Source organism: Arthrobacter pascens, from assembly GCF_030816475.1.
In the GTDB taxonomy this organism is placed as follows: domain Bacteria; phylum Actinomycetota; class Actinomycetes; order Actinomycetales; family Micrococcaceae; genus Arthrobacter; species Arthrobacter pascens_B.
The window spans coordinates 1,296,012-1,315,014 of the sequence record NZ_JAUSXF010000001.1 but is presented as its reverse complement, the minus strand read 5'-3'; the positions used below and the strand labels follow the sequence as shown (position 1 = coordinate 1,315,014).

General features: G+C 63.5%; 12 protein-coding genes. 5 read left to right on the top strand and 7 right to left on the bottom strand.

Annotation, left to right across the window (positions count from 1 at the left end):
- Positions 1 to 56: 56 nt before the first annotated feature.
- Positions 57 to 4,256 carry an FtsK/SpoIIIE domain-containing protein gene (locus QFZ40_RS06100; protein WP_306903404.1) on the top strand — a complete coding sequence of 1,400 codons (4,200 nt, stop codon included), beginning with the start codon at positions 57 to 59 and terminating at the stop codon, positions 4,254 to 4,256.
- Here QFZ40_RS06100 and QFZ40_RS06095 read toward each other — a convergent pair.
- Positions 4,217 to 4,630 carry a hypothetical protein gene (locus QFZ40_RS06095; RefSeq protein WP_306906839.1) on the bottom strand — a complete coding sequence of 138 codons (414 nt, stop codon included), beginning with the start codon at positions 4,628 to 4,630 and terminating at the stop codon, positions 4,217 to 4,219. The two genes, QFZ40_RS06100 and QFZ40_RS06095, sit on opposite strands and share 40 nt — an antisense overlap.
- Before the next feature lie 314 nt (positions 4,631 to 4,944).
- Here QFZ40_RS06095 and QFZ40_RS06090 point away from each other — a divergent pair, with 314 nt between their 5' ends.
- The gene (locus QFZ40_RS06090; RefSeq protein ID WP_003804966.1) at positions 4,945 to 5,193 is read left to right on the top strand and encodes a WhiB family transcriptional regulator; all 249 of its coding nucleotides are present in this window, start codon (positions 4,945 to 4,947) and stop codon (positions 5,191 to 5,193) included.
- A gap of 139 nt (positions 5,194 to 5,332) precedes the next feature.
- On the opposite strand, the gene QFZ40_RS06085 is transcribed toward QFZ40_RS06090, so the two are convergent.
- Genes QFZ40_RS06085 through QFZ40_RS06070 form a run of 4 tightly spaced genes read right to left on the bottom strand, consistent with a single transcriptional unit; the run spans position 5,333 to position 13,687 of the window.
- The gene (locus QFZ40_RS06085; RefSeq protein ID WP_306903403.1) at positions 5,333 to 6,802 is read right to left on the bottom strand and encodes a sensor histidine kinase; all 1,470 of its coding nucleotides are present in this window, start codon (positions 6,800 to 6,802) and stop codon (positions 5,333 to 5,335) included.
- Between the two features lie 28 nt (positions 6,803 to 6,830).
- Complete coding sequence (locus QFZ40_RS06080; RefSeq protein ID WP_306903402.1) at positions 6,831 to 11,684, bottom strand: NAD-glutamate dehydrogenase; 4,854 nt, start codon at positions 11,682 to 11,684, stop codon at positions 6,831 to 6,833.
- Positions 11,685 to 11,741: 57 nt separating this feature from the next.
- A complete protein-coding gene (locus tag QFZ40_RS06075; RefSeq protein WP_306903401.1) occupies positions 11,742 to 13,046 on the bottom strand; it encodes an AAA family ATPase in 1,305 nt (434 codons plus the stop codon).
- Positions 13,043 to 13,687 (bottom strand): hypothetical protein, encoded by a 645-nt coding sequence (locus tag QFZ40_RS06070; RefSeq protein WP_306903399.1) that lies wholly within the window; start codon positions 13,685 to 13,687, stop codon positions 13,043 to 13,045. Before QFZ40_RS06070 ends, QFZ40_RS06075 begins: the two co-directional genes overlap by 4 nt.
- Positions 13,688 to 13,838: 151 nt before the next feature.
- Here QFZ40_RS06070 and QFZ40_RS06065 point away from each other — a divergent pair, with 151 nt between their 5' ends.
- On the top strand, positions 13,839 to 14,054 hold the full coding sequence (locus tag QFZ40_RS06065; RefSeq protein WP_015937610.1) for a helix-turn-helix domain-containing protein: 216 nt from the start codon (positions 13,839 to 13,841) through the stop codon (positions 14,052 to 14,054).
- Between the two features lie 48 nt (positions 14,055 to 14,102).
- Here the strand turns inward: QFZ40_RS06065 and QFZ40_RS06060 are convergent, their stop codons facing one another.
- A complete protein-coding gene (locus QFZ40_RS06060) occupies positions 14,103 to 14,720 on the bottom strand; it encodes a hypothetical protein (protein WP_306903398.1) in 618 nt (205 codons plus the stop codon).
- A 101-nt stretch (positions 14,721 to 14,821) separates the two neighbouring features.
- Between QFZ40_RS06060 and QFZ40_RS06055 the strand changes: the two genes are divergently transcribed.
- Both QFZ40_RS06055 and QFZ40_RS06050 read left to right on the top strand, forming a co-directional pair.
- Entirely contained in the window at positions 14,822 to 15,592 is a 771-nt protein-coding gene (locus tag QFZ40_RS06055; protein ID WP_306903397.1) for a LysM peptidoglycan-binding domain-containing protein, read from the top strand.
- 43 nt (positions 15,593 to 15,635) lie between these two features.
- A complete protein-coding gene (locus QFZ40_RS06050) occupies positions 15,636 to 16,103 on the top strand; it encodes an Rv3235 family protein (protein WP_306903395.1) in 468 nt (155 codons plus the stop codon).
- 105 nt (positions 16,104 to 16,208) lie between these two features.
- On the opposite strand, the gene secA is transcribed toward QFZ40_RS06050, so the two are convergent.
- Positions 16,209 to 18,968 (bottom strand): preprotein translocase subunit SecA, encoded by a 2,760-nt coding sequence (secA, locus tag QFZ40_RS06045; RefSeq protein ID WP_306903394.1) that lies wholly within the window; start codon positions 18,966 to 18,968, stop codon positions 16,209 to 16,211.
- Positions 18,969 to 19,003 lie beyond the last annotated feature (35 nt).

Below are 19,003 nucleotides of genomic sequence, written 5' to 3'. Positions count from 1 at the left end.
CAACCAGGACGTCCGATGGCTAGCGTGGATTCACGCTGACCATGAGGACTCGTGACATGCCACTGCATTGCACCTTGGCCGGCAGCCCGGGATCCAGGCTGCAGGGCCCGCCCGTCGAACTCACCATCGATGCCCCGCCCGGGACGTCCGGCGCGGACCTGGAGGCAGGGATTTCCGCCAGGTTCGGAACCAGTCAGCTCGCGGTGGACGGGCTACGAATGGCTGCGATGAAGCTCGGCGAACCACCCCTGGTCCACGGTGCGATCCTCGTCGACGGCGCCGGTACCAGGTTCTCTCCCCGGTCAGGACGAACCGACTCCGGGTCCGCCTTTACCCTTGCCTTGGCCGTACACAGTGGCGCCGGCGCAGGAACTGTGGTTCCCCTGAGGCGCGGAACCTACAGCATCGGGCGGAGCGGCACCGACATCCTCATCCCCGATCCGGAGCTTTCCAGGGAGCACGCACGCCTGATTGTGACGGATACTGCCATCACGATCGTTGATCTCGACAGTGCCAACGGGACAGAAGTGGACGGTGAGCGGATAAAAACGGCCGTCGTTTCGACGGCCTCCACCATCCGCTGCGGGAACTCATCCTTGTCACTCATTTTCCTGGAATCACCCGGCCCCAACCTGGATGATGCAGGAAGCTGTGTCCAGACGCCCCTGGTTGTCAGCCGCCATGTAGATACAGGAAACCGTTCGGTCCTGCTGCTCACGGCTGCGCTCCCCCTCGTCCTTGGAGTCGGGTTGGCAGTCTTCACTGGCATGTGGATGTTCCTGGCGTTCAGTGCAGTCTCGGCGATCTCCATCGTGGTGCCCGTCTTTTCAGGGCGCCGGCAGCGCCGGGCGTTCGCCGCAGCGCTTGCGTCTGCGGTCAGGGAGGACAAGGAACGACGACGACGGTCCGCGCCCCCGCTTTCTGACGTTGCCATCGCGGGGCGGCTTTCACTCGAACGTCCGGGTGCCCGGGAGGACAGCGATCAGGGCATCTGGCTCCGGCTGGGCCAAGCCGTACAGGAAGCGAATGTCCGGTTCGAACCGGCAACTCCGGACAAAGCCATCCCCTCTGCCGGGCTGATGCCGCTGACGCTGGATCCAACCAAACCACTGACCACAGTCCGCGGCCCGAGTATGGCCATCGACGGCCTGGTCCGGTCGGTCCTCATGCAACTGCGCGGTTATCCGCGAGGCCACGACACCTTCGTGGTGGTCCATGGCACCGTGGAACATCTTCCGCTGGCCGGGCGATACCTGCCCGGCGTCACTCTCGCGCCCGACCACGCGGCCCTGGAGGCATTGGTGCTCAGGGGATACGGGCCGTCTTATCACCATGCTGTGCTGCTTCTCGACGGCGGCGAGGACGGCCCCGACCCCGGCTCGGGGAACATCGCACGCGCTCTCCGGGAGAACTGGCAGGTTATCCGCCTCTGGCGAGGCGACGGCGGGACGACGACGGCCGACGTCGAACTTGATGAACACCGGTCGCTGCTGCACACGCCAACGGAATGCATCCGCTTCGTACCCGATCTTGTACCTGATCAGGTCTTCAGTCGTTTTTGCCGTCAGTTCGCCCGCGAAGCTGCCCTCCCGGGTCACACAGAGGCAACAATTCCGGCAACGTGTTCCTTGGGCGCCACGCTCTCCCTGTCGCCTTCCGACATCTCTTCACGATGGGCAGGCAGCCAGTTGAGCCCTGGTCTCGCTGTTCCTATTGGACAGGGCGCTGAGGGAAAACGGGTCCTGGACCTCCAAAGCGATGGCCCCCACCTGCTGGTCGCCGGCACCACCGGCTCCGGCAAGTCCGAACTCCTGCGCAGCCTGACCATGGCGCTGGCTCTCTGCTACCCGCCAGACCGCGTCAACTTCCTGTTTGTGGATTTCAAAGGCGGGTCCGGGCTGGGACCGCTAACGGCTCTCCCCCACTGTGTTGGAATGCTTACCGATCTGACAAGCCACGAAGTCGAACGCTCGCTGGCGTCCCTGCGGGCTGAGATCAGGCTCCGGGAGGAACTCCTCGCGGCGGTCAAGGCACCTGACCTGGCGTCATACCGGGCCTCCCAGGCGGGACAGGACTCACCGCTCCCACACCTCGTCCTGGTCATCGACGAGTTCCGCATGCTCGTGGAGCAAGCGCCCGAGGCTCTGCGTGAGCTGATGAGAATCGCCGCAATCGGACGATCCCTGGGTGTTCACCTGGTCATGGCGACACAGCGCCCGCAGGGTGCACTGACGGCGGATATCCGCGCGAACGTGACCACCAGCATCGCCCTGCGCGTGCAGTCGGAGATGGAATCCTTGGACATCATCAATTCCAAGGCCGCGGCAGGGATCAGCCTGGACACACCTGGGAGGGCCTACCTTGTGCGAGGGACGGAAGCTCCCCAGGAGTTCCAGGCTGCGTCACTCAGCACCGCTGCGGTTGAACGCAGATGCGTAGGAGTCAAGGTCAGGCTCGCCACAGAAGCACTGGAGTCGCCGGCCGGCGGCCCGCATCCTGCAACAGATCCTGCTCTCATCACGCCTGCACTGGCCGCAGCTCCCCTAGTAACGGCCATGACCGGGCTGTGGACTGCTATGGGCGGAAGAGCCGTCCGGCGGCCGGTTGCGGCGCCGCTTCCGACCGTACTGTCAAAAAGGGAGGTGATGGAATCGGCCAGCAGCGAATCGCCCTCGACATATCCTGGCCTGCCAGCGGCGGAGCAGGACGGCATCTTCGGCGGCCGGTCGATCCGGCTTGGCCTGATGGACCTACCCGACGAGCAGCGGACAATTCCTGTCGCGTGGGCACCCGCCCGCCATGGACACCTTGCACTCATCGGAGGATCAGAGTCGGGTGCCCGCGAGACCCTGGCGTCCGCCGTGGATGCTCTCGCCTGCCACCCCATGGAATCGCATTTCTACATTCTCGACGCCGACAACACCTTCAACGCCATGGCCGGGCACGGCAGAACGGGCGCCCATGCCGGCCTGCACGAACTGCGGCGCGCGGTACGCATTCTGGAGCGCCTGGCCCGGGAGCAGTCCGAACGGCTCACCCGTCCCCTTCCCGATGACACAACGCCTCTTGTCGTGGTGATCACGGGGTGGGGGTCCTGGGTCTCGGCCTTCCGCTCCGGTCCCCTGGCCTGGGCCGAGGACCTGGTCCAGGATCTTGTCCGGGACGGTGGCAAGGCGGGGCTCACCATGCTCCTTTCGGGACAGCGCGAACTGGTATCCGCCAGATTCTTCGGGTCGATCCCGAACCGTGTCTATTTTCCGGTCGGATCCAGCGAGGACAGCCGCATCTCCTGGCCACGAATGCCTGAGACCGCCAGCGTGCGGGGGCGGGCCGTGGCTTTCGGCGCGCTCTCGGCGGGCAGGGTTGCGGTCTGCCAGTTTTACACGCCTTCCCACAGCGATAGCCAGGTCAGTTCTGCTACGGGCGTGGGCCTCGTGCGCGTCCTCAGGCGTCCGTTCAGGATCGAGCCATTGCCAGCGAAAGTGCCCGTCCCGGAACTGCTGGCCCGTGGACAGAAGGACGGAATGTTTTGCACTGCCAAACGGTCCCCCACGGGGCAGCCCGGCCAGCCCTCCCGACGGCACCATCGGCTGTATATAGGGGTGGGCGGCGACGAGCTGACTCCGGTCGGTCTCCGGCTGCCGGCAGGCGCAGTCCTGGCTGCCTTGGGCGGACCTTCCTCCGGAAAATCCAACTTTCTGCAGCTGCTGCCCAGACTCAACGCCGGCGCAGGTCCCTGGCTTTTGCCGGAAGGGGCGACTGAACCAGTCCGCTACTGGTCTGAAGTCCGCCGCAGGGCTGCCGCCGGTGAGCTTGACCCGGGTTCGATCGCTTTGGTTGACGACGCCGATCTGCTTCCGCCGGCCGCGAACCAGGACCTCGCAGACCTCCATACGATGGGCTTCAACGTTGTACTGACTGCCGCTTTCAGCCCCTCCATTGTCCAGCGTGTTCCGTTGATGCTGAGCGCCCGGGGCACGGGGACCGGATTGCTGATCGCCCCGCGTACCTTCACCGACGGCGATATTTTCGGTGTTCGGTTCGAGGTCGAATCAAATCCCCCGCCTGGCCGGAGCGTCCTGATCTCAGAAAGCCGGTCGACGAGCGTCCAGCTTGGCTGGGTGCCCCCTGGCCTCGTCCCCTCGACTCCGCCCCGGCCCGGAAGCGCCGCCTCGGCCGAGTCAGCTGTCCCAAGCCGCCCGTCGCCAGCCTGGCATCATAAGGCCGGAGATGATCCGCCTGTGCGGGACGCATAAGCAATAACACGTTTGTCGAAGAGCAGCACGATGGCTGTCAGCGCCGGCACCACCATGGCGAGCCCTGCCCATAACAACCCGCCGGTCAGCGTCGGGAATCCGATAGTCAGAACGATCGCCTGGGCAACCAGGGCGGCCGACCGTGTCCAGCGGTATCCGCGGAATAGGAAGTGGCCCACTGTAAAAAGCCATACGGAGAATGCCAGCAAGAGCGCGAGCGTGAAGACAGCGCCCCAAAACGACAGCACGGGCGCGCCAGTGATCAGCTCGTAGGCATACCAGCATCCGGCGGCCAGCAGGGCTATGGCTTCCGCCGCAACGATGGTGGCTATCACGGCAAGAGCGCGAGGCCGCCGGGAGTCCGCCGCCGTCACTGGTTCCTGCCCTCCGGAGGACCCGGAGCCGTCATCAGACGGGTCGGACGACGGGTTTTCAGGGTTCAGCGGGGGTCTTGACACACTGGCACCCTACCGGACATAGTCGGACTGTAGTGGGGGCCATCAGCACAGATGTGATGTATCGCTCAGGTTTCCAGGGATATCGGGCCTTATTACCCCTTGTTTACACAGCGTTAACATGACAGGCTTAATTCAGATGACCAAGGGGGCCCGACGGGCCCCTTTCCTTTGTAGCTCCTAGTGAATAATTTCACAAAGGGCTCTTCCCAGAAATGGAGCAACTGATCAGCATGGATTGGCGTAACCGCGCGGCGTGCCTTGACAAGGACCCGGAACTGTTTTTCCCGGTCGGAAACACGGGCCCTGCCCTACTCCAGATCGAGGAAGCCAAAAGCGTCTGCCGGCGCTGCCCGGTTGTCGATACCTGTCTTCAGTGGGCTCTTGAATCCGGACAGGACGCCGGGGTGTGGGGCGGAATGAGTGAAGACGAGCGTCGCGCACTGAAGCGCCGCGCAGCGCGCGCACGCCGCGCCTCCTGACCGAGAGTCAAATAACGTCAGGCCATGGCCGCGACCCAAAGGGTCGCGGCCATTGCCTTTTAAGTTTCCCGTACTCCTAGAACCGCAGTTTCAAGCCGGACGCTTTATACCGGAAATCCTCGGCAGGGCGCTGTAACCACTATTTGGCCGCGAGGCTTAAGCGGATCTGTACTGCCGTTCCCCCGCCTTCCCGCGGCTTCCACTGGATGGAGCCGCCAAGTTCGCTGGTGACCAGTGTGCGTACGATCTGCAGCCCCAGCCCTTCCAGATGTGGTGTGTCAGGCAGGCCTACTCCGTCATCCGCCACCGTCACGGTCAGGAGTTCGTCGCCATCTTCCCCTTCGGAGCGGTCAGCCAGAAGCCATACCGTTCCCGTGCGGCCCTCAAGACCGTGCTCGACGGCGTTGGTCACCAGTTCGTTGATGACCAGCGCCAGCGGCGTGGCGAAATCGCTGGGCAGCTCACCGAAGAGCCCGGACCGCTCAGTTTTCACCTGCTGTGAGGGCGATGCTACTTCGGCCGAGAGCCGGAACTGGCGGCCGATGAGCTCATCAAAATCAACGCTCTGGGCCAGCCCCTGTGAAAGTGTTTCGTGGACCAGGGCAATGGTTGCCACCCGCCGCATTGCCTGTTCCAGGCCTTGTTTGGCTTCATCACTGACCATTCGGCGGGACTGCATGCGCAGCAACGCGGCCACCGTCTGAAGGTTGTTCTTGACTCTGTGGTGGATCTCCCGGATGGTTGCGTCCTTCGTGACGAGTTCCATCTCACGCCGCCGCAGTTCCGAGACGTCACGGCACAGCACCAGGGCGCCGAAACGCTGCTGCTCATCGCGCAGCGGAATGGCGCGCAGCGAAAGACTCACCCCGCGGGATTCGATCTCGCTCCGCCACGGCATCCGCCCTGTCACCACCAGCGGCAAGGTCTCATCCACCATGCGCCGGTCCTTGAGCAGGCTCGCCGTGACCTCGGCCAGCGAACGGCCCTCGAGGGACTCGCCGTCGCCCAGCCGTCGAAAGGCGGACACGCCGTTGGGGCTGGCATATTGCACGATGCCCTCCGCATCGAGCCTGATGAGGCCGTCCCCCACACGTGGCGCTCCGCGTCGCGAGCCAGTGGGCGACGCGAAATCGGGCCACAATCCCAGCGTTCCCATGCGGAGCAGGTCATAGGCACACTGACGATACGTGAGTTCCAGGCGGGATGGCATCCGGGAGCTGGACAGGTCCATGTGGGTGGTCACGACAGCCAGGGTCCTGCCGTTCCGGACCATCGGCACAGCTTCCACCCTCAGTGCCATGTCGCTGCTCCAGTTGGTTTCACTGGAGCGTTCAATGGACCGGCTGGCCCAGGCTTTGTCCACCAGGGGCTGCAGATCGGAACGGATGCCCTCGCCGACAAAGTCTCCGTGGAAGACTGTGTGCGTCGTCGAGGGCCGGACGTGAGCCAGCGCCACGTAACCGTGGTCCGGATGCGGGAACCACAAGGCCAGGTCGGCAAAGGCAAGATCAGCAACCATCTGCCAGTCGCCCACGAGGAGGTGCAGCCATTCAGCATCGCCCGGCCCGAAATCAGCATGTTCCCTGATGGGGTCCGTAAAGATTGCCACTGCACCTCCAGTTGCGGCGCGGAAATTCCTAGCGCCGGACGATTGACCTCAAGAGCCTCAATGCTACCGACAGTGAAGCCATATCGTCGGCCTCGAGCGAATTCACCTCATCGAACATGGTCTTGGCCCGGCCCAACTGCTCTGCGTTCTGGCCTTCCCACGCCCTCAGCCGCTGCTCGGCAGAATCTTCCGGCCGCGTCGACTCGAGCACCGCCGTCGTCATGTCTGAGACGGTGGAATACAGGTCGTCCCGCAGCGCCGCCCTTGCCAGAGCCTGCCACCTGTCCTGCCGCGGCAGGCTGCTGATCCGCTCCAGCAGCGAATCCGCGTGGAAGCGGTTGAACACCGTGTAGTACACGGCCGATATTTCTTCGACGGGGTCCTTGCGGAGGTGCGCGATCTTGGCAATATCCAGCAGCACGAAGCTCTCGAACAGCTCCGCCCAGCGTAGTGCAAGACCCTCAGGCAGGCCCCACTCGCGTCCCTTCTCCAGCCACCCTGCAACGCGTTCGCGGTCGTCCCCGCGCAGGTAGTCAAGCAGGCGGGCGCGCATCGGATCCATGAGCGGTTTGAACTCAGCGACGATGTCGGCAATGGGCCGTGACACGCTGCCCTGTCCCAGCAGCCAGCGGACGGCGCGGTCCAGGAGGCGCCTGATATCCAGGTGGACGGTGCTCCAGTGCTCGGTCGGGAACGACGCGGGAAGGCTGTTAAGCTCACCCACCATTGCGTCCAGCTCATAGATCTCCCGAAGCGCCACGAAGGCCCTGGCCACTGCCACTTCGGAGGCCGATGTCTCCTCCATGGTGCGGAAGGCGAAGGTGATCCCACCCATGTTGACCATGTCGTTGGCGACCACTGTGGCAATGATTTCCCGCCGCAGCGGATGGGTATCGAGCTCCGCGTCGAAGCGTTCCCGGAGCTGCTGCGGGAAGTAGGCCCGCAGTGTCCTGCGGAACCACGGGTCATCCGCGAGGTCGCTATCGCGCAGCGCCGTAGCGAGCTCGATCTTGGCATACGCCGCCAGCACGGACAGTTCCGGAGAAGTCAGTCCCTGGCCCTGGTTCAGCCGTTCCCGCAGTGTCTCCGTGGTCGGCAGGGCCTCAAGGTCGCGCTTGAGGTCCGCTTTCTTTTCCAGCCAGTCCATCAGGCGCTCGTAGCTGGGGCTCCACTCGGCAACGCGCATGCGGTCGTTGAGGAGCAGGATGTTCTGGTCCACGTTGTCTTCAAGGACCAGCCGGCCTACTTCGTCCGTCATGGACGAAAGGAATCCGGGGCGTTCTTCCGGCGTGAGCTTGCCCGCGGCCACCATCCGGTCCACGAAGATCTTGATGTTGACCTCGTGGTCAGAGCAGTCCACACCGGCGGAGTTGTCGATGGCGTCGGTGTTGAGGATCACTCCCTGGAGCGCTGCCTCTATGCGGCCGCGCTGGGTCAGGCCCAGGTTTCCGCCCTCACCGACCACCTTGACGCGTAGGTCCTTGCCGTCGACGCGGATCGCGTCGTTGGCCTTGTCACCCACAGAGGCGTTCGACTCGGTGCTTGCTTTGACGTAGGTCCCGATCCCGCCGTTGTAGAGCAGGTCTGCCGGTGCCAGAAGGATGGCGCGGAGGAGCTCGGGCGGACTCAGCTCGGTGGTTGCCTCAGGCAAACCGAGCGCGGTGCGCACCTGCGGCGAGACGGGAATGGCTTTGGCCTGGCGGGCAAAAACGCCGCCACCCTCGCTGATGAGCGATTTGTCGTAGTCGTCCCATGAGGACCTCGGCAGGTCGAACAGCCGCTGCCGCTCATCGAAGGACGAGGCCTCATCCGGGGCAGGGTCCAGGAAAATGTGCCGGTGGTCGAAGGCGGCGAGCAGCTTGATGTGGCGGGACAGCAGCATTCCGTTGCCAAAAACGTCACCCGACATATCTCCGACGCCGACCACGGTGAACGGCTCCGTCTGGGTGTCCAGGTCAAGCTCGCTAAAGTGGCGCTTCACCGATTCCCACGCCCCGCGGGCCGTGATGCCCATGGCTTTGTGGTCGTAGCCGACGGAGCCGCCCGAGGCGAACGCGTCGCCCAGCCAGAAGCCGTACTCTGCGGACAGTCCGTTGGCGATGTCGGAGAATGTCGCCGTTCCCTTGTCCGCTGCCACGACGAGGTAGGAATCGTCGTCGTCGTGCCGGACAACGTCCGACGGCGGCACCAGGGTCTCGCCGTCGGGCCGGGTTACGAGGTTGTCGGTGAAGTCCAGCAGCCCGCGGATGAAGGTCTTATAGCTTTCGATGCCCTCCGCCATCCAGGCGGCGCGGTCCGCCGCAGGGTCCGGCAGCTGCTTCGCGAAGAAGCCGCCCTTCGCTCCGGTGGGAACAATAACGGCGTTCTTTACTGTCTGGGCCTTCACCAGGCCCAGGATCTCCGTCCGGAAATCCTCGCGGCGGTCCGACCAGCGGAGGCCGCCGCGGGCCACCTTGCCGAAGCGAAGGTGGACACCTTCGACCCGTGGGGAATAGACCCAGATCTCGAACATCGGCCGGGGGAAAGGCAGCCCTTCGATGTGCGCGGGATCAAGCTTGAAACTCAGGTGCGCCTTGTACTGGTAGTAGTTGGTGCGAAGCGTGGATTCGATCAGGTTGACGAACGTGCGCAGGACCCGGTCGGCGTCGAGCGTTGCAACCTGCTCTATTGCCGCGGCCAGTTCGCTGCGTACTGTCTTCTGGGCCCTGGTGCGTTCATCCTGGCCCAGCGCAGGATCGAACCTCGCGGCAAACAGGGCGTTCAGGCCCTTGGTGACTTCCGGGTTTGCCAGCAGGGTGTCGGCCATGAACTCAAAGGAGTTGGGGTTTCCCATTTGGCGCATATACCGGGCGTAGGCCCGCAGGACCGTAATCTGCCGCCATTGCATACCCTCGCGCAGTACCAGCCTGTCAAAGGCGTCAGATTCGGCGGCACCGGACACGCCAGCCCCGAACGAGTCGGCGAGCAGCTGGCCGGTGGACACCGGATCGACACCGGCAGGGTACTTAAGACCCAGGTCATAGAGGAAGAAATCGCGACGGTCCGCTGTCTCTATTTCGAAGGGCCTCTCGTCCAGGACCTCAAGCCCCAGGTTGTGGAAGAAAGGCAGAATCTGGCTGAGGCTCTTGGGCTCCAGCATGTAGAGCTTTACCCGTGCGTCTTCCTCCAACGTGGCCCCTGCACCTTCGGGGAGATAGACGTGGACTCCGGGCCGTTCCTGCTTGGCTCCGGCTTTCCGTTCAGCTTCCGCTCCATATTTCTCGAAGCGGAGGATGTCCTCCAGCGCGTCCTCAACTTCGTAGTCCACCCGGTACCCGGCAGGAAATGCCTCCGCCCAGATCCTGGCCAGTTCCTTCGGGTCACCGTCGATGTGCCGTTCCCGCAGGACTTCGGCGACTCCCTCGCTCCATGAGCGGGTGGCGCGGACCAGCCGCTTCTCCAGCTCTTCGGTGTTGACGTGGCTGACTTCGGCGCCTCTTGGCAGGCGGATGCGGAAGAACAGACGGGCAAGCGCTGACTCTGTCATCCTTGCTTCGTAGTCAATGGAAACGGCCTGGAACGTCTCCCGCAGCTCTTCCTCGATCCGGAGCCGGACGTTGGTGGTGTAGCGGTCGCGGGGAAGATAGACGACGGCGGACATGAACCTGCCGTAGATGTCCGGCCTGAGGAACAGCCGGGTCCGTCGGCGCTCCTGCAGCTTCTGGATGCCTGTCGCCGTCGCGGCCAGATCCGGAATTTCGATCTGGAACAGTTCATCGCGCGGATATGTTTCCAGGATTCCCAGCAGGTCCTTTCCGGAGTGCGAATCCGGCGGGAAACCCGCGCTCCTCAGGACGGCGTCCACTTTCTCCCGGACGATGGGGATATTCCTCACGGAACCGGCGTAGGCGCTGGTCGCGAAGAGTCCGATGAAGCGCTGCTCGCCGTTGACGTTGCCGGCCGCGTCGAAGCTCTTCACTCCTATGTAGTCCAGGTAGGCGGGGCGGTGCACGGTGGAACGCGAATTCGCCTTGGTGATGACCAGTGCCCGCTTTTCCCTGGCCTTCTTCCTGCCGGCCTCCGTCAGGTGCTGGATGTGGTGTGAGTCGTCGGCCGCCCGGAGCAGGCCGAGTCCGCTGCCGTCGCGCGGTTCCAGGACATCCTCGCCGTCAACGTTGACGAGGTCGTATTCCCGGTAGCCCAGGAACGTGAAGTTTCCCTCGTCGAGCCAGCGCAGCAGATCCTGCGCCTGCCGCAGTTCCGCGATCTGCGCCGGATTGGCCACCTTGTCCAGGCTTTCGGCGATCTGAAGGGCCTTGTGCCGCATCTTGGGCCAGTCTTCGACGGCGGCGCGCACATCACCCAGTACACGTTCCAGCCCGGAAAGAAGCGACGTCCGGGCTTCCTCGGATGCGCGTCCGATCTCGACAGCAATCCACGATTCCATGTGGGAGGCGTTATCTCCCTGGGCGATCAGGTGAGACACGCTGGGCATGCTTGCGGTGTCACCGCTGGAGATGCCTACGCCCGACGGGACCTTGGCAACCTTGACGAGCTCTCCGGTTTCGCGGTTTCGCGTCACCACGAAGAGCGGGTGGACCACCAGGTGGATTGCCGCGTTTTGCCGTACGAGTTCGGCGTTGACGGAGTCGACCAGGAAGGGCATGTCGTCGGTCGCAACGTAGACAACGCTGTTTTCCTCTTCACTGACGACGGCTACCCTCGCCTGCCCCGGGAATCGCACAGCAGCGACCTCGCGGTGGGTTTCGGCGCGGGCAGCCAGGACTTCCTGTCGATAGCTCCGGGCGTCCTCTTCGGCTAGGTGCTGGTAGTAGTCCCCGAAGAAACCTTCACGGTCTCCAATGGAAAGGGGCTGATCCTCCACGCTGGATCCAGACGACATCGACAAACGCCTCCATCACAAGATTGATGCTGCACCTTTGCAGCTCTTATGGTGAGCCTAACTCTTTACCCGACGGCTCGCTGTGGAAGTAAAGACAGAGGATCGGGAACTTCGTTGGGCAGGTGCACAAACCATATCGGCAATAGCGCGTCGCAACTTCGAATCCGGAGCTGTTTCAAGCAGCAACGACCCGCTGAGCAAAGCAGCATCGGCAGCAGCAGCATCCGCCGGCAGGAACGTTTTAATGCCCGCCGAGGGCCCGTACCTGTCCCAGGCATCCCGCAATTGGCGTTCGGGAGATCTGCCAACTGCGGCCGCCCGCACTTTATTCATGACAACCAGCGGGGAAACGTGCGGAACAGCAGTTTGCAGTTCGGCCAGGCCACGGACCAGCCTCGGAACACCCACCGGGTCAGCGGCACCTACCGCATAGACAATGTCCGCGAGTTCCAGGCTGCGCAGCGTGGCCGCGTTTCGCCGCGGCGCCATGGTGTCGAAGCTGAGCTCTTCATCGGCTTCGAGGCAGAAGCCCGTGTCCACCACGACGACATCGGCAATGTCCCTGGCACGCTCCAGCACAAGCGACAACGCAGCGGCGCGGAGCTCGGTCCAGCGGTCGGCCCGCGTGATACCGGTAAGGACCCGGAACGTTCCGAGCCTGGTGGCCACGGGCGTTGCCACCCTCAGCAGCGCGTCGGTGTCCAGGAGCCCCTGATCCGCCAGTCTGCAGGCCTGGGCCAGGCCCGCAGATTCATCGAGGAGACCCAGGACAGCGGCAATACTGGCTCCATAGCTGTCGGCGTCAATGAGGAGGACGGACTTTCCTTCAGCAGCCAGCTCCCCCGCCATGTTCGCTGCGGTGAACGTGCGCCCGGGAGATCCGGCCGGACCCCAGACGGCAATGATTTTCCCGGATCCGGCAGCAGCAGGAATGTCCGATGAGGCGGCCGGCAGCTGCCTGAGCGCCGCACCTGTGTCCGCCAGGCCGGCCCCGGAATCGGATGGCCGGTATCCGGTCAGCTGGGAAACCGACTCGGCGATCCGGCCGGCGAGGGCCTCGGATTCGATTCCGGACAGCGCTGATGCCACGCCTATGCGCCTCAGCCTTGCCGCCTCACTCGGGCTATCAGTCAGCGCGATGATGGCAACGCCTACCGCGGCGAGCCTGTCAACGAGGGAAGCTGTCAGCTGCTCGCAGCCTTCAGCGACAACGGCAGCCTGGGCCAGTCCACTCTGACACGCCGCAAGCAGTTCGGTGAGCTCGGCGCAGCGCCGAACCACCGTTACCGGTCCATGGAGCCGTTCCAGGCCACCGACAACATCTTCCTGCGACTGACCGACGGTCACAACAGGAATGCTCACGACGCTCCCCCGCGCGGATTCCATACGACGGAAATCTTGGCCTGGTTCGCCTGTGCCCCCAGCAAGGCAGGCATCTGGCTGTCCGCCACCAGAACCATGAGCACCGTATTCCGGGAAGACCCCAGAGTGGTGGACTCGGTGGTCACTTGGGCAATTTCTGCACCGGGAAGGAGCAGCTTGGGTTCGCTGAACCCGTTCCGGGCATCCGGCATGGCCACCCAGACATCCACGCGAGTACCGGCAACGGCTTGGGGCGGCAGGCTTTCCCCGATGGTCACGGCTACCGGCTTGCGGTCCAGGGCATCGACCTTGCCGAGGCTTTCCCTGGGAACCAGCTGGTTCTTCCCGATTCGTTGAACGGCAACCAAACCTTCGGGCAGCCCGGATTCCACTGTGACATACTGCTCCTCCGTCTCGCCCAGCCGCACCTTGGCGCGGACGACGTTGTCCGGGGTCAGCTTTTCACCCACCGCAATGGAGTCCCTGGCTGCGTAGACTTCGGTGGTCCGGTCAGCGCTGCCTACCAATGAAATGACGCCGGCAACCGATGCCAGGACAAGTACCATGCCTACCAGCAACCGGGGGTCCTTCCATGATGGCCGCTTCAACCGTGCGCCAGTGGCCGCGCCGTCAGGACTCATGCGTCTTCCCCCTTGCTCCGCACCCGACGGTTGATCGCGCCGGACACCCTTATTGTGACTGCAAGGGTGCTCTAACAAAAGTCAAAAAACCAAACGACATCAAACTGTGGATAACAGCACCAGATGGTGCCTGCAGTGGCAAAATGGTTACATGCCACGATTCCTCACGCTCGCAGATGTCGCCGAACAGCTTCAGATCAATTCGCCCGCGGCGTATGCACTGGTCCGCAGCGGAGAGCTCAAGGCCATCCAGGTTGGCGGCCGCGGACAGTGGCGGGTGGAAGAGAAGATGCTTGAGCAGTACATCGAGGAACGCTACGCCGAAGCAAGCCGGATGATCCAGGAAGCCAAGTCGAAGTCGGTCTGATCCCGTCACGTGGCTGCCCAATCCGCCGCGTCACCGGTTCGGCGGCCGCTACGCCTCTCCGGCCCGCGCCGATCTGATTGCACACAGTGCGCCAAACGGAATAGTGGAAACGTGTTTCACCTGCAATGCGCGGCGGACTTCACCGTCACCCACCGCCGCGAAGTCGAAAAAGTCCCTGCCCACCCTATCGATGACACCGAGCAGTCCACTGTCCCGGCCGGATCCGTCTTCGAGGGTCACTGAAAGCTCGGTCCTGTCCCGGGACAGGACCCTCAGGGCGTTCGACAATCCGATTCCGCGCCGCACTTTTGAAGGCTCGTTCAGCGACAGCCGGCCCAGCCCCACATACCGGGAGACGGCAGCATACGGGATCAGGACCTGGTGCCGTGCCTCGTTCACAACCAGGGCATCTGCCCCCGCATGACTGAGAGCCCCCTGAAAGACTTTTCCGCACACAAGGTGCACGGCTACGACGGCTCCCAATGATCCGCGCAGCCTGTCTGCCAACTGGATATCGGCGGTCTCAATTCTCGCCCGTTCCGTGACCTCGGCCTCCAGGAACAGCCTGTCCCCTTCAGCGAACTGTGACTCCATGTCATTGAAGAGTGCATCCCAGCGCATTGCGCCAGCGTAGGGCGGGGCATGGGTGGTGGTCAATCCAGCCAAAGATTCTCTCCAACGTCTGGACAAAAATCGACTAGCTAGGGCAAACTGAGGCTAGATGCAGCAAACGCCATCAAACTGTATCAAATGAGGAGGAGTACGCATTGGCTGCAGTAGCAAACCGTGGCATAGGCGCCGACGCCGGTATGGCGGGGTTGCTCTTGCTCCTTGGTTCCTTTCTCTTCTTTACCGGTTCCGGTCTCGAGGAAAAGTGGCGCCTCTCTGCCGCACGCCGGCAGACGCCCGACGTCGACGACCTTCTTGGTGCCGTCGCCACCACCATCGGACTCGCCGTCGTCGCATGGTGGCTACTTTCCATGCTTCTGGCCACCGTGGCGGCCGTTTTGGAGCGAAGAGGCAGCAAACGCGCTGCGGCAGCCGCCGGACGACTGTGTCCCGCCTTCATGCGGCGCCTTGCCCTCGCCGCGCTTTCTGTCCAGCTGCTGTCGGCACCATTGGCCAACGCCGCTGTGCCGCTACCAGCCGGTGCCGCATGGCTGCCAACGCAGGAAGCCGCAGTCCCTGCTGGCTGGAGCCCGACAGGCGGGACAGACGAAGCCCTACCGGCATCGGACCTTCAAGTGGCATGGCGGCCTGCGGCTCCTGTGACCGACCCTGGACTTCTCGCTCCCCCGCCGGTGCGCGCCGCACAACACCCGATCCCAAAACCTGGCGAAACCTCGGTGGGCGAAACCACGGTGCTGGCAGGCGACACCCTCTGGGATATCGCTGCACGGGAGCTCGGGCCCGCTGCAACTGATATCGACGTTGCCCTTCACTGGCCTCGCTGGTACCAGGCCAACCAGGCCGTCATCGGGGAAAACCCCAATGTACTGCTGCCAGGACAGATCCTCAAACCACCCTCCGCGGCCTAGCCGACGGTTCCATGCGACATTCGCAACCAAGCAAGGGGAAATCATGAGTGCAGTAATACCTATCGGCACGGCAGCAGCGTATGGCAACCGTACGGCGCCTTCGCGACAAGTTCCGCCCCGGCCGGACAGCCCGGTCCTCCATCCTGTCCGCGAAAATGATGATGACGCGGAAGTCCGGGCGATCACCCGGAGCACAGTCCAGGCCGCGATGGAGGTCCTCGCCGGGATCCGGCCGGTCCACCAGCTTGCGCGGAGACTGGACCCGCGCTGCCTGGCAGTGCTGCAGCACCGCGCATCGTTGATCCGTCGGGAACGTGCACGCTCTGCGTCCCCGACACTCGCAAGGCTCCACCGGAATTCGGTAGTGCGCTCCGTCCGGGCCTGTGAGGTCGCGCCGGGCATCTACGAAGCCAGTGCGGTAGTAGTTGACGACGTCCGGGCACGGGCAGTGGCCGTCAGGCTTGAACGGAGCAAGCAGGTTTGGCGCGTGACCGAGCTGGTCGTCGGGTGAGCCCGGTGCCAGGGCTCAAGCCGCGACCCAAGCCGGGACTCAAAAGGGCAGGACCCGGAACTGGCGCTCCGGGTCCTGCCCTATGGCTTGATCACGCAGGGTGTGTCAGCGGCGCTTTTTCTTCGCGGCACGCCTGGTCGGATCCTGCGCGGCGGCCTTTGCCGGGTTGCCTGAACGCGACGGGTTGCCCGGACGCGAGGAGGAGGACCGGCTCTCCACCCGGGTCTGGGTTCCGCCATCCTCGCCCGGCGCGGTGTACTGCAGCTGGGCCGGCTTCTCCGGCGCCTCGAGTCCGGCCGCGTGGATCCGGGGTTCCATATGTTCCGTGTGCCCCCCGGCCGCGTCGGCAACCACGACATCCTGCGCCGGTGTGACCTCGACTTCAAGGTTGAACAGGAAGCCGACACTTTCCTCACGGATGGCCTCCATCATGCTCTGGAACATGATGAAGCCTTCGCGCTGGTATTCAACGAGCGGATCACGCTGGGCCATCGCCCGCAGGCCAATGCCTTCCTTCAGGTAGTCCATCTCATAAAGGTGTTCCTGCCATTTGCGCCCGATGACCGACAAGACGACGCGACGCTCAAGCTCCCGCATGCTTTCGGAACCGATTGCTTCCTCACGGGCCTGGTACACCAGGCGCGCGTCGGACAGCAGTTCCTCCTTGAGCAACTCCACCGTCAACCGCGACTTTCCGCCGGCCTCTTCGATGATGTCCTCAGGCGAGACACTGACGGGGTACAGCGTCTTCAGGTTCGTCCAGAGCTGGTTGTAGTCCCAGTCGTCACCGGTGCCCTCCGCCGTGGCGGCATCGATGAGGGCCGTGATGGTGTCCTCGACGAAGTACTGCACTTTCTCATGAAGGTCGTCGCCCTCGAGGATCCTGCGCCGGTCGCCGTAAATGGCTTCGCGCTGGCGGTTCAGGACGTCGTCGTACTTCAGGACATTCTTGCGCTGCTCGGCATTCCGGCCTTCGACCTGGCCCTGCGCGGATGCTATGGCGCGGGAGACAAGCTTGGATTCCAGCGCCACGTCATCCGGCACTGAGCTGTTCATCAGCCGTTCGGCGGCACCGGAGTTGAAGAGACGCATGAGGTCATCGGTCAGGGAGAGGTAGAACCGTGATTCACCCGGATCACCCTGGCGTCCCGAACGGCCGCGGAGCTGGTTATCGATGCGCCGGGATTCGTGCCGCTCGGTTCCCAGCACGTAAAGCCCGCCGAGGTCCAGGACTTCCTCGTGCTCGTCCTTGACTGACTGTTTGGCGGCCTCCAGGGCGGCTGGCCAGGCGGCCTCATACTCCTCAGAGTTCTCTTCCGGGTCCAGCCCGCGCTGGGCAAGGTCTGCCACTGCTGTGAATTCGGCGTTGCCGCCCAACATGATGTCCGTACCGCGGCCTGCCATGTTCGTGGCGACGGTGACGGCGCCCTTCCGGCCGGCCTGCGCGACGATGGCCGCTTCACGTGCATGGTTCTTGGCATTCAGGACTTCGTGCCTGATGCCTTCCTTGGCCAGCAGTTTGGAGAGATATTCGCTCTTCTCCACACTGGTGGTGCCTACCAGGACGGGCTGGCCCTTTTCGTGGCGTTCGGCGATGTCCCTGACGACGGCGTCGAATTTTACTGTTTCATTCTTGAAGACCAGGTCGGACTGGTCGATCCGCTGCATATCCCGGTTGGTGGGGATTGCCACGACACCGAGCTTGTAGGTGCCCATGAATTCGGCGGCCTCGGTCTCCGCAGTACCGGTCATGCCAGCGAGCTTGTTGTACATGCGGAAGTAATTCTGCAGCGTCACCGTGGCCAAGGTCTGGTTCTCGGCCTTGATCTCGACGCCTTCCTTGGCTTCGATGGCCTGGTGCATGCCCTCGTTGTACCGCCTGCCCGCGAGGATGCGGCCGGTGTGTTCGTCGACGATCAGGACTTCGCCGTCCAGGATGACATAGTCCTTGTCCCGCTTGAAGAGCTCCTTGGCCTTGATGGCGTTGTTGAGGAACCCGATGAGCGGAGTATTGGCGGATTCGTAGAGATTCTGGATTCCGAGGTAGTCCTCGACTTTTTCGATGCCGCTTTCAAGAACGCCCACCGTGCGCTTCTTTTCGTCCACTTCGTAGTCCTGGTCCACCTGGAGCCTCAGCACGACCTTGGCGAATTCGCTGTACCAGCGGTTCGTGTCCCCCTGGGCGGGACCGGAGATAATCAGCGGCGTCCGGGCCTCGTCGATCAGGATGGAGTCGACCTCGTCCACGATGGCAAAGTGGTGCCCGCGCTGAACGAGCTCTGACTGGTCCCAGGCCATGTTGTCGCGAAGGTAGTCGAAGCCGAACTCGTTGTTGGTGCCGTACGTGATGTCGGCGGCGTACTGCTCGCGCCGGACTGAGGGGTCCTGGTTGGACAGGATGCAGCCGCTGGTGAGACCCAGGAAGCGGTAGACGCGGCCCATGAGGTCTGACTGGTATTCGGCCAGGTAGTCGTTCACGGTGACCACGTGGACACCGTTCCCGGTGAGGGCATTGAGGTAGGCCGGAGCAGTGGCCACGAGGGTCTTGCCTTCACCTGTCTTCATCTCGGCGATGTTGCCCAGGTGGAGGGCAGCACCACCCATCATCTGGACGTCGAAGTGACGCATGCCAAGGGTACGGGAGGAGGCTTCACGCACTGCGGCAAAGGCTTCCGGCAGAAGGTCATCGAGCTTCTCGCCGTCCTGATGCCGGGCGCGGAGGCGGTCCGTTTCTTCACGGAGTTCGGCATCAGTGAAAGTCTTGAACGAGTCTTCGAGAGCATTGATGGAGTCGGCATAGTTCCGGAGTTGCCGCAGGGTTTTTTTGTCACCCGTACGGAGAAGTTTTTCGATGATTGATGCCACGTGAAGATGCTCCCACTCTCATGCTGCCGAATTCT

Excerpts from the sequence above, each read along its gene's own strand:
- QFZ40_RS06100 (WP_306903404.1), top strand. The coding sequence starts at position 57 with ATGCCACTGCATTGCACCTTGGCCGGCAGCCCGGGATCCAGGCTGCAG.
- QFZ40_RS06090 (WP_003804966.1), top strand. The coding sequence starts at position 4,945 with ATGGATTGGCGTAACCGCGCGGCGTGCCTTGACAAGGACCCGGAACTG.
- QFZ40_RS06080 (WP_306903402.1), bottom strand. The coding sequence starts at position 11,684 with ATGTCGTCTGGATCCAGCGTGGAGGATCAGCCCCTTTCCATTGGAGAC.
- QFZ40_RS06070 (WP_306903399.1), bottom strand. The coding sequence starts at position 13,687 with ATGAGTCCTGACGGCGCGGCCACTGGCGCACGGTTGAAGCGGCCATCA.
- QFZ40_RS06065 (WP_015937610.1), top strand. The coding sequence starts at position 13,839 with ATGCCACGATTCCTCACGCTCGCAGATGTCGCCGAACAGCTTCAGATC.
- QFZ40_RS06050 (WP_306903395.1), top strand. The coding sequence starts at position 15,636 with ATGAGTGCAGTAATACCTATCGGCACGGCAGCAGCGTATGGCAACCGT.